We start from the raw sequence: 17,321 nt of genomic DNA, 5'->3' as shown, positions 1-17,321 counted from the left end.
TAATTATTGTTTGAAATGATGAAATAAAGCGATAATTATGAAAAGCGCTGGAACTACAACTGCGAACCAGTAACCTACTTTACTTAAAAATCTAGAGTATTTGTTGTGCATTCCCATTGATTGAAGAGAAGATGCAAATCCGTGCCATAGGTGGAAACCTAAAAGAACGAAAGCCACACAATATAATCCTGTACGGATTGGATCATGGAATTTATGAACTAACTCGCCATAATACCTTGTTGCATCTGGTGCTGTTCCTGCTATATACTTGTAAGCAACTTCAGGAAACCAAAAATCATAAAAATGCAATCCTAAGAAAGCCAAAATAACCAATCCAGAAATAATCATATTTCTAGAACTCCAAGAAGCATTAGCAGCTCCATTGTATTTTGCATAAGCAATTGGCCTTGCAGCGCTGTTTTGTGCTGTCAAAATAAATCCCATAATGAAATGGAAAATTACTCCGAATGCCAAAATTGGTTGCATTACATACTGAATCAGCGGATTGTATCCCATAAAGTGAGAAGCCTCGTTGAAAACGTCTTCACTAATTATAGAAATAAAATTTAAGGAAACATGCAGCGCTAAAAACGTGATTAAGAATATTCCCGAAAGAGCCATAGCTACTTTCTTTAAGATGGAAGCATTCAACTGTGCAGATTGTGCCATAAGTGTTAAGTAGTTTGTTTTAAAAAATTACACAAAAATAACTCAAATACAAAAGAACTACAACCATTTCGTTGTTATTTATAATCATTTTAAAATAGGTTGCGCATAAGTATTTTTACGTATAAATTTAGTATAGAAAAACCCAAAAAATCATTCAACTGTCTTTTTACCTCATTTTCAATACGTATTCAGATTACTAAAAATTTATCATATTGTTATTTTATTCAAACTTTTGATTTGTTTTCTTCAAAAGTGCCGGCTGTACTTAATTTTATCCAAGCAAAAAATTGTCATTCCATAACATAGTTTTACCTTTAGCGGCTCAAAAAAATAAGAATGAAAACAGGAATTGATGCTATTTCATTTGATGTAGCAAACATACATTTACCCATAAAAACTTTGGCGGTTGCCAGAAATATTGAACCAGAAAAACTAGAAAAAGGTCTTGGATTACTGAAAATGACTTTCCCAGACGCTCATCAAGACGCTGTAGTTTTTGGAGCAAACGCCTTGACAAAACTTATCATTGACAATAAAATCAATCTAAACGAAATAAGCCGAATTTATGTTGGTACCGAAAGTGGCATCGACAGTTCAAAACCAATTGCTTCATATTTAATTAGTTTGATGGAGCAGAAATTTGGCGAAGATTCATTAGCAGAATGTGATGTAGTTGACTTTACTTTTGCCTGTATCGGCGGAGTCGACGCGATGCAAAACTGTCTGGATTTTGTAAAATTAAATCCGACGAAAAAGGCAATCGTAGTTACAAGTGATTTTGCTAAATACGATTTAAACTCGGGCGGAGAATACACGCAAGGCGCTGGAGCTGTTGCTATGCTGATTACTGCAAATCCAAAAATCATTGCTTTTGATGACAATTGGGCAACAAGCACAAAAGGAGTTTTTGACTTTTTCAAGCCATACAGAACTATTTCTAAAGAAGAAATCACAAAAAACACCAACAACGATTCTTGGTTTGACAACTTAGAAGCAGAAATAGAAATCCATAAAGACCAACCGGTTTTTGACGGACAATATTCCAACCAATGTTATATGGATCGCACGCGCAATGCTTACTTTTCATTCAAGAAATTAAAAAACACTACCGAAACTTTATACAACTCTTGGCACAGTATCGTAATGCACTTGCCATATTCTTTCCAAGGAAGAAGAATGTTATCTGAAATTTACGCCTTAGACAGTGCCGAAAAAATCATTGCTGATGATATTGCTCCTGCAGATTATCAAACAAAAATTAAAGAAGTGGCAAAATCGGATGATTACAAAAGTTTTGTAACGGAAAAATTACAGCCTGCAGAATTGGCTTCTTCTTTAATTGGAAATCTATATACGGGTTCCATTTTCATGGGATTATTATCGACTTTGGCTCATTTTTACGATACGAAAAAAGAAGTTTCGGGAACTAAATTTGGTTTCTTAGCGTACGGAAGCGGATCGAAATCAAAAGTTTTTGAAGGAACAATTCAGCCAGAATGGAAATCGGCTTTAGAAAACGTAAAGCTTTTTGAAAATTTAGCTGAAAGTGTAGAAATTGATTTCAACACTTACGAAAGCCTTCATAAAAAAGAACAAAAACAAAGCGTTAGAACTCCAAAAAACGAATGGGTTTTAGACAGAATCGAAAAAGAAATCCCTGTTTTGATTGGAGCGAGATATTATAAATGGATTGATTAAATTTCAATTTTTGATCCCGATAGCTATCAGGACCAAATTCCAATAAAAAAACCGAAGCAAACGCTTCGGTTTTTTGTTTTCATACCATACAGTTTGTCATTTCGACTGAAAGGAGAAATCACACAAGTAATTCGATATGCAAAATCACCAATCTTTGTAGAGTTTCTAGTGTGATTTCTCCTTTCAGTCGAAATTGACAAGATTGTGGCAAAAAAACCTTTGTCAAAGTTTAAAACTTTGACAAAAGTCTCTGGACAAGAAAACAATTTTCTAATTATCAAATTGACACATTTTCGAATTAAAAAAATCAATCCTTTTTATCCTATTGTTCCGTCTGAACAAAACTTCCGCTAATTGAGCGATCTTCAGCATTCATTCCGTTTGCCATTCCTAACATAAAAGCAGTAATTATGATTATAAATTTTCTTTTTATCCAATGAAGAAATGGTCGCTTAGATTGTTCCAAACGAGAATTTTTAGTTTGTTTATACATTTTGAAAATGATAAATGATTAGACATTATTGAATCATCTATACCTAGAAATAAATTTCCTTAAGCGCTGTATAAACTTTTACCGAAGTATTTTGAAGTGATTATTTCATTTATAAAAGCAGCTTGATTTATAAATGATGTTAGTTTTTGATGAAGCAGATTTTGCAGTTTCAGCAGTTTCTTGATTTGAAAAGTAAAAACATTTTCGGTTTTAAGAAAATTTAAAACAATTGAAAATCTTGTTTCAGACCAGGAAACAACTTGTCCTAATTTGTATAAACGAGAACTTTTAAGATTCAATTCTCTTCTTAAAACTACAAATGAAGACTGATAATATTCTGCAGATTTAGATTGAGAATACAAAGTACCATCGCCTGCAATCACGACGAAAGCCAGAAAGAGTGCGATTAGGTATTTTATATGTTTTTTCAATCTTTAAGTTTTTAAATATAAAACGAAAATACAACTTTTATTCGTTAAGTATTTTTTTAGTATCGTTTTTATAAAGTAAAAATCCCAATCCAAAAACAAAACCCGAACAGCTTAAAAGCATATAAACCCCATTTTTTAAGACAAAAAAGGAAAAACCGATCGATACCGAACTCAAAATAATCAGCAAAACAACAACGAAATTCGTTTTAATAAAACGCAAAGCATGCATCGTTAAACCAATAAAAAGTAAAGACGGACCAATAGCAACAAAAGGATAGAAAATTTCCGGAGAATTACTTATTTGATAACTTAATGCTTCTTTTGCAATTTCATCATTTCCATAACTCGACATAACAAAGTCAATCGTACAAAGGCCAATATGCCCAACAACACCTAAAAAAGTTGCAATGGAAGCAATAAAACTCCATTCCGATTTCGAAAAAACGTCATTAAAAGACAATAAAAAACAAGCTCCGATTAAATTAAACCAATGAGCAAAATCAATTGGTTTTTGAAAATTGGAAAAAATCTTAGCAAAGAATAAATAACTGATCAGGAAAAATAATAATCCGAGAAGGCAAAGATGTTTTGTTTTCATAATTTATTTTTAAAATTGATGAAGCAAAACTAAAATGAAAATTTATTGGAAAACCATATTTTACTGGCCTAGGTACGAAATGCATTGTTTTAGGTATGAAATTACAGTGCTAATAAAACATCTTTATATTTTCTCGAAACCGGAAGTTCTATTTGAGTTAAAATAATTGTATTTGGATTTCTCCAAGATTTAAAATGCGAAGGATTTATTAAATGCGAACGATGTATTTGGACTAAAAAATCAAAATCATCCTGAATTTTTTTAAGCGACGATCGAATAAGTTTCGCGTGGAGTTTATCATTTTCGATATAAAATATCTCGACATAATTTTGTGCGTTCGAAATGCAAACCAAATCTGCTTTTTTGATTTTTAAAACATCTAGTTTATTTTCTCCTTTGATTATTAAAACATCATCTTTTAAGGGAATTAATTTTATCAAATATCTTCTTGCCAGAATAATTACCGGAGTCAAAATCAAGGCAACTTTTATAAAGATTATCAAAAAGAATTCTGAAAAAGTATATCCGCCATTTAAAATTGGACTTTTGTAAATGGCAAAAACTCCAATCAAATACAGTATATGAAATAAAAAAATGGCTATTATTTCTAAACTAATATTCCATTTTCCTATTCTTCCATAAAAGCCTTTTTGGATAAGAGTTAAAAGACTGTAACATAAAAACGCCATCACACTAAAACCAAAACTGATTAAAAACCAAGCTCTAAAATTTATAGTTCCGTCATCAAAAGGTTTTATGATAAAAGCAAAAATGAAAAGCCACAAACCAATCAGCAAACCGATTACAAGATTATGTTTTATGGAAATATTTAGCTGTTTCACTTTTTTTAGTTCAATTTTAAAGTTTCATTTCCATAATAGGCATGAAACGGTTTTTTATAGAAGTTTCGAATTCTCCAATTTTTACGAAACCCATTTTGGAGTAAAAACTTTCAGCATTTGGTTCTGAATCGAGTATGATTTTTTCTATTTTTTCATCTTTCATTCGGTTTAAGAAATCTAGAAGCAACTGTTTTCCAAATCCTTTTCCAATATATTCCGGCAAGATAAATAGATTATCAAGTTTTATAGTTTTTCCCTCTTTAAAAAAATAAGAATAATAACCGATTATTAAATTATTATCGATCAATTTGAATGTGTCATTATTTCTGATATAATCTTGCGTAATGGTTAAACTTTTATCCCATTTTTGAATTTGTTCTGCAGAATATCCCCAATAGGCTTTGGACTTTTTGGTTATTGAAGTTAGGGTTTCGTTGTCGAGTATTTTGGCTTTTTCTATTGTCATTATCTATAAATCGTAAACTTATTATGACTCAAAGTAAAACCAAGATTTTCATAAATCGCCACATTCTCTATTCGTTTTTTATTTGTGGTTACTTCGATGCTTTTTAAATTATTCTGATCAGCAAAATTTAAAATCTCATTTATCAATACTCTTCCAATACCTTGACCGCGATATTTTCGATGAATAAAAAATTCCTGAATTTCACCAACCAATCCGCAATGATGCAGAAGATTTTGAGTATGAAAACTAATAAATCCTAAACCTTCAATTTCGTTTTCGGCGATTAAATAAATATTTTTTGGGTTTGAAATGTTTTCATTGAATATTCTTTCGAAAACTTTGAAATCTAATTCTTCGTTTTCTAGTTCGCAGATTGCTTTGTAGATGAAATCTAGGTCTTGGTTTTTGGTTTTTCTGATTTTGACATTTGAGTTCATAAACTTGTCTTTGTTGCCACGGATTACAAATCACTGCTATTAGATTGCAATTTTGATTTATTTTTTTTTGAAAGCTCGGAAGTCTTTATCTCTGCATGGTTATTTAAAACATTAAAATGATTTACAACATCATCTGAATATTTTGAATCCAAAAACAAGCTTTTTTCTGATATTCCATAAACTTTATCTAGCTCTAAAAGAATTTCTTTTTTAAATTCTTTATCAATTTCTTTATGTGCAAAAAAAAGATAATCTATCTTTTCTACATTACGTTTATTATATTCCTCTACCCATTTTCTATTCTCTCTGATAAATCTATTTAAACCAAGTAATTCATTATCCGCTTCATTAAATTTCCAAGGAAAAAACATAAAACACCCATCTTGAAATCTCATTCTCGGATTTTTAAGTATCGGTTCTAAAAAATAAATTTCGTTAATATTAAATCTCTCTTTGTAAGTCTCTAATTTTTCAACCCTAAGGGGCTTTTGATATTCTGAGAGTTCTGAAGAATTTGTATTAAATTTTTTAAAGTTTAATTTTTCAGTTAAATACAATCTACCATTTTGATCACAATTTTCATTTTTTGGATCATAACATGCAAAAAAAAGAGCAATCAAAACATCCGATGTCCAATCAACCAAACGAGTTGGCATTCCAAAATGTTGAGCAACCATTAATTGTTCCATAGGATCATAACTATTCATAAAAGGTGATTTAATACCATTAAATATCTGACCTATCAAAACTGCTTCGTACATAAGTGCATTATCAATATCTTGATATTTTCTAAATAATGAAGGTAAAACATCCCATTCTGAATTTCTCTGTCCTCTAAAAATCAAGTCTCCTCTTTCGAAGTTACAAAAACGAATAGAATTCGTAACATCCTTTACTGACCTAATTAATCCATCATTATTATTTGCAATCATATCATCGTTAGATCCAAGTTTTTCGCTAAAAAACTTTTCTACCAGCTCTTGAATTATTTGTTTTCGTTTACCAATGTCCGATACAGAATTCCCAGAATAAATTTCTTGGCACTTTAACTTATAACTTACTAATTCGTTCAAAAATTCCTGTTTAAAAAAATAATCATGAGCCAACAAAATTTCAACTTTATAATACCAAGCTTCTATTATTGCCAGAAATGGATCGCCATTATGTTTTTGTAGATCAGCTTTAATTTCATCAATTTTCAATTTTAATTCTTCAATACTTATCTTTTTTTCCATAAGAACAATTAGTTTAAATGATATAAACATTAAAAAAAAAGCAATTCTATTCAATAAGAAACCCATCAATTTTCTTTACCAATATACGAATTCCAATAATTAAAAAGTTGAGTTCCTTTACAAACTTCTTCCGAAACCGCAAGTGTGAGGGATAGGGGCGGTATCCTTTTATTTGTCCCGATAACTATCGGGACGGAATAAAAGATATAGCCGATAGCCCGATTCGCCACGGCGAACACGCCATTATTGAGATTCTAAGAGGCTAAGGTTCTGAGATGCTAAGATTTTCTCAATCTTTGTCGAGTTACTCGCGAAGATTTCTCGTTCCTCGAAATGACAAGATTGCGCAAAATGATATCGACAAAAAACTTTGCGTCTTCGCGTCTTTGCGAGCAAAATCTATTGCGTGCTTTGCGCAAAACCTTAGCGTTCTTTGCAGTTAAAAAACACTCAAAAATTAGAACCAAAACAAATAATAAAACTTTAAGAAATCAACTGCACGCCACTTCTTCAAAAATCATTAATTTTGAAATTCGAAGTTCAAAAAACAAGTTATTATGAAATATCATCAAATAAACAGCGCTCTTTTTGTAAAAAACCGCAGAAAATTCATGGCAGAAATGAAACCTAATTCGGTTGCCGTGTTCAACTCCAATGACATTTACCCAATTAGTGCCGACAGCACTTTGCCGTTTGCGCAACATAGAGATATTTTTTATCTGAGTGGTGTAGATCAGGAAGAAAGTGTTTTGCTTTTGTTTCCAGATGCGCCTTATGAAAGCCAAAGAGAAATTCTTTTCTTGAGAGAAACCAACGATCATATTGCAGTGTGGGAAGGTGAAAAACTGACTAAAGAACGTGCTTTTCAGGTTTCTGGAATCAGAACGGTTTATTGGTTGCAGGATTTTCATAAAGTTTTGAACGAAATGATGACATATGCCGATACGATGTACATCAACACAAACGAACATTACCGTGCCACTGTTGAAACAGAAACTCGCGAGGCTCGTTTTGTAAAATGGTGGAAAGAGCGTTATCCAGCGCACAATGTTGCAAAAAGCAACCCAATTTTACAAAGATTACGTTCTGTAAAAGAAAGCGAAGAAATCGATTTGATTCAGCATGCTTGTGATATTACAGAAAAAGGTTTCCGCAGATTATTAGGATTCGTAAAACCAAATGTTACCGAATATGAAGTTGAAGCTGAATTAGCGCACGAATTCATCAGAAACCGTTCTAAAGGTTTTGCTTACACGCCAATTATCGCTTCTGGAAACAATGCGAATGTTTTACATTATATCGAAAACAATCAGCAATGCAAAGAAGGTGATTTATTATTATTAGATGTTGCAGCAGAATATGCAAATTATTCAAGCGATATGACCAGAACGATTCCGGTTTCAGGACGTTTTACAGATCGTCAGAAAGCGGTTTACAATGCTGTTTTGAGAGTTAAAAATGAGGCTACAAAAATGCTTACGCCAGGAACACTTTGGAAACAATATCATATTGAAGTAGGTAAAGTAATGACTTCTGAATTACTTGGTTTAGGTTTATTAGACAAAGCCGATGTTCAGAACGAAAATCCGGAATGGCCAGCGTACAAAAAATATTTCATGCACGGAACTTCTCACCACATGGGATTGGACACGCACGATTACGGATTGCTTCACGAACCTATGAAACCAAATATGGTTTTCACGGTTGAGCCAGGAATCTACATTCCGGCAGAAAAATTTGGAATTCGTTTAGAAGACAACGTTGTGGTTCAGGAAAAAGGAGAACCTTTCAACTTAATGAGAAACATTCCTGTAGAAGTGGACGAAATCGAAACTTTGATGAATGAATAAAAAAAATTAAAGCCCTTAATAGTAATTATTAAGGGCTTTTTATTATATAAATCGGTTAATTATTTATCCGATTTTTGCGATCTGTACATCCAATTGGAATTTACCCGCAGCTTCGTTTTCATCGATCAAGTCGAAAAGTTCTAAAGCTCTTCTAGCATTTTTCTCTTCTTCTCTTTGCTCAGCTACATACCACATCATAAAATCTTCTGTAGCATAGTCGTTTTCAGCTCTACATTTTGCGATTACTTTATTCACTGCTTGTGTAACTGCAATCTCGTTTTGCAAAGCGATTTCAAATACTTCTCTCAAAGAAGCAAATTCTTGCTGCACTTCAGGAATAGATGGCGTAACAGCAATCCCTCCCATATCTGTAATATATTTGAAAACTTTTAAAAAGTGCTCTCTTTCTTCTTCGGCTTGCTTGTACAAATAAGATGCTGTATTAGCATAACCATTTCTATCTAACCACGCAGCCATAGCTAAATATTTATTAGAAGCGTCACTTTCTAATTTTGCTTGTAAGTTCAATATATTTTCTACGCCTTCAACTAATGAAGTACGTGTTCTTAGTAAATCTTTCATGGCCTTTAATTTTTATACGTGTAAAATTACAAAAATTAAAGCAGGCATTTCTAACTGCCTGAAAATTTGGATTTAATCTAAGTAAGAATCTAAATAAGCTCTACGTTTACCGTATTGCAAAGCAAAGAATGTAAATTGAGGGTGAATTTTGTTCCGTTTAATAAATCTCTTAACTGGACTATTTCGCAGATAGTAAGATTTCTGGAAAAATTTCTTTTGGTAGTTTCGATCAACTGTGCATCAGATTGATCAGACAAGTCATAAAGCATATTAAGAATGTCAACGCTATTAACCTTTCTTTGAAAAATCAAAAAATCGTGAATTTTATAACTTGACACGGTATCAACAAAATTGATAATTATACTATTGGTCAAATCACATTGATAACTGTATCCTTTTTCTGTTTCAAATAATACTTTGGTGGTCAAATCACTAACTAGCATTCTAATAAAATATAATAACGACGCAAAAATATATAATTTCAACCAATTAAACACATAATTAAGACTAATTTAAAATAACAAAATCTGTTAATGTTTTTAAAAACAGCTGAAATGCATTAAAAACTGTAACATTCTATAGCATCCTGAGTCTAATTTTAAAAACGAATAACTTAGAAATCATGCAAGCACACGAAATAGATTATCAGATTTTTGGAGAAGAAATGCAATATGTCGAGATCGAACTTGATCCGCAAGAAATAGTAATTGCCGAAGCTGGAAGTTTTATGATGATGGAAAACAATATCCAGATGGAAACCATATTTGGAGATGGTTCTCAGCAACAAGGATCAGGTTTGTTTGGCAAACTTTTAAATGCAGGCAAAAGAGTTCTTACAGGCGAAAGCTTATTTATGACCGCATTTTTAAACCAAGGCAACACCAAAAGCAAAGTTTCTTTTGCATCGCCTTATCCAGGAAAAATTCTTCCAATTGATTTAACAGAATTTCAAGGTAAATTCATCTGTCAAAAAAGCTCTTTTTTATGCGCTGCCAAAGGCGTTTCAGTTGGAATCGAATTTTCTCAAAAACTAGGACGCGGTTTGTTTGGCGGTGAAGGCTTTATTATGCAGAAAATCGAAGGAGACGGAATGGCATTTGTACATTCTGGAGGAACAATGGCCAAAAAAGTATTAGGTCATGGAGAAGTTCTAAAAGTAGATACAGGATGTATTATTGGTTTTACAAAAGATGTCGATTATGATATTGAATTTATTGGCGGTATCAAGAATTCAATTTTTGGCGGAGAAGGATTATTTTATGCTACATTAAAAGGTCCGGGAACAGTTTACATTCAATCGTTGCCATTCTCAAGATTGGCTGACAGAATTATTGCATCGGCACCAAGGTCTGGAGGAAACAGCCGCGAAGAAGGAAGTCTATTAGGAGGATTAGGAAATCTTTTAGATGGAGACAATCGTTTTTAATTTTTATAAAAGAATTTGACGACTTTCAGAAATGGAAGTCGTTTTTTACTTAAAATACAATCTTGTATATTTGCAACTCTTTCGAGAACTCTTTATTTATATTTTCAACATTCAAGTTGGAAAAATATAACCGACCTTTTTTATTCATCTCAATAAGCACATTTTTGTCTATTATATTAAACAAATTTCTCCATTTATTATTTTTATCATTTTCATTATAATAAAATACACAAATTTTTGAATACATATTATCATCAAATTCTAAAAATTTAAATAAATCAATAATATATTCTTTATCTGATTCATCAAGAGAATGTCCAAAAATATAAAATACTGTTTCATCTATTCTAGTTTTTGGAATCTCAATAAATTTTTTATTTGCATTTTTATTTACTTTCTGATAGTATTTCGTAAAATCAAACATTTTATTGATCTTAATATCTTGAGGCAATTCACTAATGCCCATCACAATATTTTGTTTTAAACAATCTTCGTTTACCTGCCCATGAAGATAAGTTACTTTGGAATTATTTATTCCATACATATCTTCTAAAGTTGGAGTATAGTTGAAAGTATAGATTTCATCTATAAACTGAAAAGGTATTTGGTATTTTTCTTTTATCTCTTTATAAAAAGTGCTAACAATATCTACTAAATAACGATTAAAAATCATAATAAATTCTTCGAATGATTTTGCTAAATCTTCTAATATAATTTTTATCTCAATTATATTTTTCCTTTTATTAATGTATCTATCATTAATTGTAAACAATCCGGTTGTATCTATTATTCGAACAATCCCAAACAATTGAAAATCAGTAAATTTAATTAATGGATCTCGAAAAGTATTTTTATTCACTACTGTTTTGTCGCTATACTTCTCAAATATTATCAATTGATTTAAAATAGTTTCAATTTCTACCTCAAAATCAATCCAAGTATCTATTTCTAAAACATTTTTAGAATACTTATACCAAAGATTACTGACTACTAATTCTTTTAATCTATTAATTTTATCAAATTCGAATTTGAGATTTTCAATTTTATAATTTTCAACAATTGAGTTAAAATCATAAGTAAATTTATTTTTAAATATACCACCAAACAAATTATCAAAACTAACATCTTCTCGAAATTGATTCTTTTCAATAGTCTGCATGATTGAAATAAAATGATGATATTTTGTTGGCAAATTATGGAACAAATCAAATCCATTTCCTGTAATTAAAATCTTGCTCATTTTTTAAAATGCTTTTCTCAAATATAGGCTTTTTGACTTATAAACTTTAAATTTGTAAATCATTAATATTTAAAGTAAATAAAAATGACTTTCTAAATTGAAATCCATTTTTTATTTATCGCAAGTCATGCCTCGCTATAAATAAATTTATTCCTATTCTAAAGATTTCCCAATTAAATCAAGACATTTCGATATTTCATTTCAGCTTTCTTAACTTTGTCCTTCACAACAAAAAAAGTTCATTTTGAAAACGCTTTTATATAAAAATACCAAGATTTCATACTCAGATTCGGGAACAGGAAACGCAATTGTTTTGCTTCACGGTTTTTTGGAAAACAAAAAAATGTGGAAAGAATATGTCGATCTTTTCTCAAAAAACAATCGAATTATTACAATTGATTTATTAGGTCACGGCGAAACTGAATGCTTGGGTTATGTCCATGAAATGGAAGATAACGCCAATGTTGTCAATGAAATTTTGGAAAATTTGAAAATTGAAAAAGCCATTATTCTAGGTCATTCAATGGGTGGTTATGTTGGTTTGGCTTTCGCCGAATTATTTCCAAACAAAATCAGAAAATTGGTTTTGCTGAATTCTACTTCAAAAGAAGACACCGCCGAGAAAAAACTAAACCGAACACGCGCAATAAAAGCGGTAAAACAAAACTATATAGGTTTTGTGAGCTTAGCTATTGCAAATTTATTCAGTGAAAATAACAGAATTCGTCTTGCTAATGAAATTGAAAAAGTAAAAGAAGAAGCTTTAAAAACTCCGCTACAAGGAATTATAGCTTCCCTTGAAGGAATGAAAATCAGAAAAGACAGAGAATTTATTTTACAAGAAAACCGCTTTCCAGTTTTATTGATCCTCGGAAAAAAAGATCCTGTTCTAAGTTATGAAGACAGTCTTTCTCAAATTGAAGACACAACTGTCGAATTGGTTTCTTTTGAAGATGGCCATATGAGTCACATTGAAAACAAAGAAGATCTCAAAAATATTCTATCCAATTTTTTCAATTAAAAAAACAAAACAAATCTTTAAAAATCAGAAAAGGCCATTTCGAATACACATCGAAACAGCCTTTTCTTCCTTTTGTGGGGGCAAAAAATTATAATGTGGCAATAGTGTCTTTCTTAAATTAGACAAAGTCGCTCTCGTTAAATGCAATTCTTAATTTCTTTTTTAAGAAGCGTCAAAGATATTTTAATTAACATTATTGTGCGATAAACACTTGTTAAAAATTCATCGAAAAATGCTCTTTAAATCACTTTTATTTATAGTATAATAATTCGCATTTATTAAAAGAAGATGTATAAAAAAATCCAACAAGAAAAAGAGATTTGTTTAAGAACGTAGCATTTTCTTTCATAAAATTCATTTCAAAAATTCACAATTTCATGTAATTAACACAAAATGAAGTTTTTAAAACCGACTTTTCCAGAAAAAGACAAAATAAAAACGTCAGGATAACGCCGATTTTGAATTAAAAAAAAGGGTCTGAATTGAAAACAAAAACACAAACAACAAATGTAAAAGATACAAATAGAAAGAACTTTAAAAATATTTAATTACAGTTTTAAATAAAAACCGTATCGGAAAGATATCCTTTCGCTACAAGTTCACTTTTTTCCTTTATTTGATGTGTCTTCCCGTCTTTAATTAAAACAAGCTTGCTTGCAATTTTAGTTACATCTTGATAGTTGTGGTCCGTAACAATAATCCCTTTTTTGTTTAAGTTAGCATTAATCATTTCGGCAATCTTTTCAATCATCAAGGGAGAAAGCCCGTTATAGGGTTCGTCTAGCAAAACAAATAAGGAAGGATTAGAAAGCACAAGCTTTACTTCGAGATACCGCAATTCACCAGTCGATAAATGTTTAATTTTTTTCCCAAGCAAGCCTTTAATAAATTCATCTTCATAAAAACTTGTTCTATCCTTTTTGTCGATTGATAACGAAATGACTTTTTGAACAGACAAGTGATTTGGCACAAATTGATCTTGCCCTAAATAACTAACCATATTCATCAATACATTTTTAGCATTTAACGAATTTGAATTTATCCTCACACATCGGTCAGGAGCGGATTCAAGTCCTGCTACAATTTTCAACAAAGTTGATTTTCCAGAACCATTTCGTCCTAATAATCCAATGATTTCAGAAGTTTCGCATTTTAAATAAATATCTGAAAGAATTGATCTTTTGCCAAATTTCTTCTGAATTCCACTGATCTCTAAAATATGTTTATTCAAAATAATTTATTTTTCAAAAAGATAATCAAACCAAATACAACCGCCGTGAAAAAAGTCAAAATATAACTGGAAATCAAAAGCTGTATTTTTGAAACTCCATTATTGAAATAAAACAAATAATCCTTTTTTCGATAATATTCCTTGTAAGCCACACTAGCAATAAAACCAAAACTTAGAAAACATATAAAAAAATAGTCAAAACCACCTAAAAAAACAGCTCCAAAACAAACCAGCAAATTCACCCACAAAGTGGTTTTAAAAAACTCCAATACATTTAAAAATTTCCTCATTATTAATTTGTTTTCTCTTCAAAAGGAATTGCATCATCAAAAATTTCATTTAAAAGCAAAACGATTTCTTCCAAATAAGAATTCAGAATTTGATGCGAGACAATCATATCCAAATCTTTATCATCTTTAAATGCAAAAGGCAAAAATCCAGACTTTAGGTTTTTAAAAGAAATAATCCCTACTTCTATTGGCATTTCTCCTGCTTCTTTTTCAAACATAAATGCATAAGCCAAAACTTGAATAATTTTATCATTTTTAAGCTCTTTAGTCAATCCATTCCATGTTTTCAACACAACATTGTTTTTTTCAACTTTTCCGGTCTTATAATCAATAATTCTTATTTTTCCGTTTCGTTGTTCGATACGATCGACATTTCCCTTTATGAGAACCGGAAATGGCAGACTTGGATGCGTTAATTCACGTTGATAAGTCTGCTCCAAAGCAACAATCTTAATTACATCTCCATTTTTAATTGCCTCCAATTCCATTTTCAGAAAATTAAAAACATTTCGCTTTGCCACTTCAAAAGCCAAAAGATTGCGACCTTTTTTAATTTCTCCTTCCTTATAAACCATTTTAAACTGTTTCAAAACTTCCTCATCAAGCAGTTTAAAGCAATTAGCTATCTTTTCCTCTGAAATGAACTTCCCAATAAAAGGTTCATAGAGTCCTTTCAAAGTCTCATGAATAATAGTTCCAAGGGTATTCAAAGCAATATTTTCCTCTACTTCTTCGGCCTCTCGAATTCTCAATATTTTTTGAAAATAGAAATCAATAGGATTTCGAATATAACTAGTTAATGCTGAAGGTGAAAAACCTGTAAGCGCAATCTCTTTTAAACGATCCATAACCGCTTCTGATTTTGGAATTACCATCGGCTGATAGGCCGTGGCAGGAAGAACTGGATTATAAATATCAAAAATCAGATTGTGATTAGGTTGTTTTTCAACTTCCAACTGCGTAATAAAACGACTTCTTTCGCCGGCATCTAAACCATCATTTTCAGTATTGTAAATAAGATAAATGTTTTTTGCCCGTTGCAACAAATGATAAAAATGATATGTATAAATAGCATCTTTTTCTTTAAAAGTTGGCAAGCCCAATTCTCGTTTTACATCATATGGAATAAAAGAGTTCTGGGATTTTCCAGCTGGAAATTTCCCCTCGTTCATTGAGGTTATAATAACGGTCTCAAAATCCAGTACACGACTCTCAAGAACTCCCATTATTTGGAGTCCGCGCAAAGGCTCACCTTCAAATGAAACTTCAGCTACATCAATAATTTGCTTATAAATAGCATACAAAGTATCAATATTGTCGATATGATAATGGTTTGTATAATAATTAATCAACTTATTGATTACCTTGAAAACAGCATAAACAAATGATTTTGCAATTTTTTCTTCTTCATTGTCTTTGTCAAAATTCCCTTTAATAATCAACAAAAGAGATGAAATATCTTCAAGAACAGCTAATGAGCCATTTTCCCATCTTTTAAACAACAAATCAAACAGAGCTGATGAATTAGCATTTAACTCTATTATTCTTTTTTGAGAAATAAATGTATAATTGTTCTCTTTAATAATCCTAACCAAATGGCCTACATTCGCATAAGGAGCTACCAGAGGATGCGTTAAAACATCTAAAACATCTTTATAATAAAATACATAACTATCACTTTTACGAGAAAGTGCATTTGTATGCATTTTAAATAGTTTGGCAATCAAAATTTGTGATGGGTTATTTTTCCCGGAGTAACCCATTGTAATATTTAGAGCTCCAACTGAGGAAGGCAAGGAATACAAAACAGGGATTAGCAAGTTTTCCTCACCCAACACAACAGCAACCTTATCTAATGATCTCGTTGGGTTTTCATTTATTATTTTTTCAATAATACTTCCCGCTATTTTTGCCTGACCAACGGTCTTTGGAGAACCTATTACCTGAATATTTTTTAATTGCGAAAAATCATCTACAATCCATTCAAAAGGATGCGATTTGTAATATTTCCAATTTTCCTTAAATCGTCGTACAAAAAGCCCTGCATCATGATACGGGTCATTTAAAAAAGTTTGGTCTACATCCCAATATATTTTTGCTTGATCTAAAGCCAACAAATGCTGAACTATTTTTTCTTCTGCAGCATTTAAAGCATTAAAACCTGCAAAAACAAAAGAACTATTTGGAACAGAATTCGAAAAATGATTTAAATTATTGACAGCCTCACGATAGATCAAACCTTGATATCCAATTCCTTTATTCAATAAATGATCATCCAATGCTTCATAATACAATGGAAGTAACTTCCAGAAATCAATATAATTTTCTAAAAGCTTAGTTTTATTCTCAACTTCGATCCCCCATTTTTTTATATCCTCAATATCTTTTAGATAAGAAAGCACATGCACTGGATCTAAAAGATATCTGTCGATTTCATTAAAATCCTGTAAAAGTGTTTTTGCCCAGTTTGCAAATAATTCAAAGGATTGTTGATGTTGCTTTTCTGTAACAGATAAATAAACTTCATAAAACTCAAACAAAAGTTCAATCGAATCTAATGAACGAATTGAAGCTACATTTTGAACGAAGTCTTCGATACTGATAATTTCAGGAGAAAGAATTGTTTTATCAGTTTCATTTTTCAAGGCTTCTATTAAAAAAACTTTAGCCCTCTTATTGGGCAATACAATAACTGTTTCGTCAAGCTTTGTAGCATAATCCTGAATTATTACAGTTGCAATTTTTTCTAGAAAAGAAGTATTTATCATATTATAAAAATAAAAAAAGCCATTCAATTAAGAATGGCTTTTTA

The 17,321-nt window shown here is 31.0% G+C and carries 17 protein-coding genes; 4 read left to right on the top strand and 13 right to left on the bottom strand.

Annotated features, from left to right (window positions below; all coding sequences use genetic code 11):
- Positions 1 to 3: 3 nt before the first annotated feature.
- Positions 4 to 669, bottom strand: coding sequence for a succinate dehydrogenase cytochrome b subunit (locus H600_RS0108095; RefSeq protein ID WP_026728308.1), 666 nt, complete (start codon positions 667 to 669; stop codon positions 4 to 6).
- 336 nt (positions 670 to 1,005) lie between these two features.
- On the opposite strand from H600_RS0108095, the gene H600_RS0108090 reads away from it, so the two are divergent.
- Positions 1,006 to 2,367 (top strand): hydroxymethylglutaryl-CoA synthase family protein, encoded by a 1,362-nt coding sequence (locus tag H600_RS0108090; protein WP_026728307.1) that lies wholly within the window; start codon positions 1,006 to 1,008, stop codon positions 2,365 to 2,367.
- Between the two features lie 322 nt (positions 2,368 to 2,689).
- Here the strand turns inward: H600_RS0108090 and H600_RS23025 are convergent, their stop codons facing one another.
- The 7 genes from H600_RS23025 to H600_RS22530 all read right to left on the bottom strand — a co-directional run bounded on the left by H600_RS23025 (position 2,690) and on the right by H600_RS22530 (position 6,869).
- Positions 2,690 to 2,860, bottom strand: a complete 171-nt coding sequence (locus tag H600_RS23025; RefSeq protein ID WP_167330299.1) for a hypothetical protein — start codon at positions 2,858 to 2,860, stop codon at positions 2,690 to 2,692.
- A gap of 59 nt (positions 2,861 to 2,919) precedes the next feature.
- Positions 2,920 to 3,291: a hypothetical protein gene (locus H600_RS0108075; protein WP_026728305.1), complete on the bottom strand. Its 372-nt coding sequence runs from the start codon at positions 3,289 to 3,291 to the stop codon at positions 2,920 to 2,922.
- A 37-nt stretch (positions 3,292 to 3,328) separates the two neighbouring features.
- Positions 3,329 to 3,889 carry a hypothetical protein gene (locus tag H600_RS0108070; RefSeq protein WP_026728304.1) on the bottom strand — a complete coding sequence of 187 codons (561 nt, stop codon included), beginning with the start codon at positions 3,887 to 3,889 and terminating at the stop codon, positions 3,329 to 3,331.
- 101 nt (positions 3,890 to 3,990) lie between these two features.
- Entirely contained in the window at positions 3,991 to 4,731 is a 741-nt protein-coding gene (locus H600_RS0108065; RefSeq protein WP_026728303.1) for a LytTR family DNA-binding domain-containing protein, read from the bottom strand.
- 16 nt (positions 4,732 to 4,747) lie between these two features.
- Positions 4,748 to 5,197: a GNAT family N-acetyltransferase gene (locus tag H600_RS0108060; protein WP_026728302.1), complete on the bottom strand. Its 450-nt coding sequence runs from the start codon at positions 5,195 to 5,197 to the stop codon at positions 4,748 to 4,750.
- Positions 5,197 to 5,634, bottom strand: coding sequence for a GNAT family N-acetyltransferase (locus H600_RS0108055; protein WP_026728301.1), 438 nt, complete (start codon positions 5,632 to 5,634; stop codon positions 5,197 to 5,199). Before H600_RS0108055 ends, H600_RS0108060 begins: the two co-directional genes overlap by 1 nt.
- Positions 5,635 to 5,657: 23 nt before the next feature.
- Positions 5,658 to 6,869 carry an FRG domain-containing protein gene (locus H600_RS22530; protein WP_167330298.1) on the bottom strand — a complete coding sequence of 404 codons (1,212 nt, stop codon included), beginning with the start codon at positions 6,867 to 6,869 and terminating at the stop codon, positions 5,658 to 5,660.
- 557 nt (positions 6,870 to 7,426) lie between these two features.
- Between H600_RS22530 and H600_RS0108040 the strand changes: the two genes are divergently transcribed.
- Complete coding sequence (locus H600_RS0108040) at positions 7,427 to 8,719, top strand: aminopeptidase P family protein (protein WP_026728299.1); 1,293 nt, start codon at positions 7,427 to 7,429, stop codon at positions 8,717 to 8,719.
- Positions 8,720 to 8,782: 63 nt separating this feature from the next.
- Here the strand turns inward: H600_RS0108040 and H600_RS0108035 are convergent, their stop codons facing one another.
- Entirely contained in the window at positions 8,783 to 9,301 is a 519-nt protein-coding gene (locus H600_RS0108035; protein WP_026728298.1) for a ferritin, read from the bottom strand.
- Between the two features lie 89 nt (positions 9,302 to 9,390).
- Positions 9,391 to 9,744: a hypothetical protein gene (locus tag H600_RS0108030; protein ID WP_026728297.1), complete on the bottom strand. Its 354-nt coding sequence runs from the start codon at positions 9,742 to 9,744 to the stop codon at positions 9,391 to 9,393.
- Positions 9,745 to 9,923: 179 nt separating this feature from the next.
- On the opposite strand from H600_RS0108030, the gene H600_RS0108025 reads away from it, so the two are divergent.
- Positions 9,924 to 10,727, top strand: coding sequence for a TIGR00266 family protein (locus tag H600_RS0108025; RefSeq protein ID WP_026728296.1), 804 nt, complete (start codon positions 9,924 to 9,926; stop codon positions 10,725 to 10,727).
- Between the two features lie 49 nt (positions 10,728 to 10,776).
- Here H600_RS0108025 and H600_RS0108020 read toward each other — a convergent pair whose 3' ends face one another.
- On the bottom strand, positions 10,777 to 11,967 hold the full coding sequence (locus H600_RS0108020) for an AbiH family protein (protein ID WP_026728295.1): 1,191 nt from the start codon (positions 11,965 to 11,967) through the stop codon (positions 10,777 to 10,779).
- 244 nt (positions 11,968 to 12,211) lie between these two features.
- Here H600_RS0108020 and H600_RS0108015 point away from each other — a divergent pair, with 244 nt between their 5' ends.
- A complete protein-coding gene (locus H600_RS0108015; RefSeq protein ID WP_026728294.1) occupies positions 12,212 to 12,988 on the top strand; it encodes an alpha/beta fold hydrolase in 777 nt (258 codons plus the stop codon).
- A 556-nt stretch (positions 12,989 to 13,544) separates the two neighbouring features.
- On the opposite strand, the gene H600_RS0108010 is transcribed toward H600_RS0108015, so the two are convergent.
- Both H600_RS0108010 and H600_RS0108000 read right to left on the bottom strand, forming a co-directional pair.
- On the bottom strand, positions 13,545 to 14,219 hold the full coding sequence (locus H600_RS0108010; protein WP_026728293.1) for an ATP-binding cassette domain-containing protein: 675 nt from the start codon (positions 14,217 to 14,219) through the stop codon (positions 13,545 to 13,547).
- 292 nt (positions 14,220 to 14,511) lie between these two features.
- The gene (locus tag H600_RS0108000) at positions 14,512 to 17,277 is read right to left on the bottom strand and encodes a PD-(D/E)XK nuclease family protein (protein WP_026728291.1); all 2,766 of its coding nucleotides are present in this window, start codon (positions 17,275 to 17,277) and stop codon (positions 14,512 to 14,514) included.
- Positions 17,278 to 17,321 lie beyond the last annotated feature (44 nt).

The organism is Flavobacterium denitrificans DSM 15936 (assembly GCF_000425445.1).
Classification (GTDB): Bacteria; Bacteroidota; Bacteroidia; order Flavobacteriales; family Flavobacteriaceae; genus Flavobacterium; species Flavobacterium denitrificans.
The sequence above is the reverse complement of the archived record's forward strand: the minus strand, read 5'-3'. Positions and strand labels throughout refer to the sequence as shown.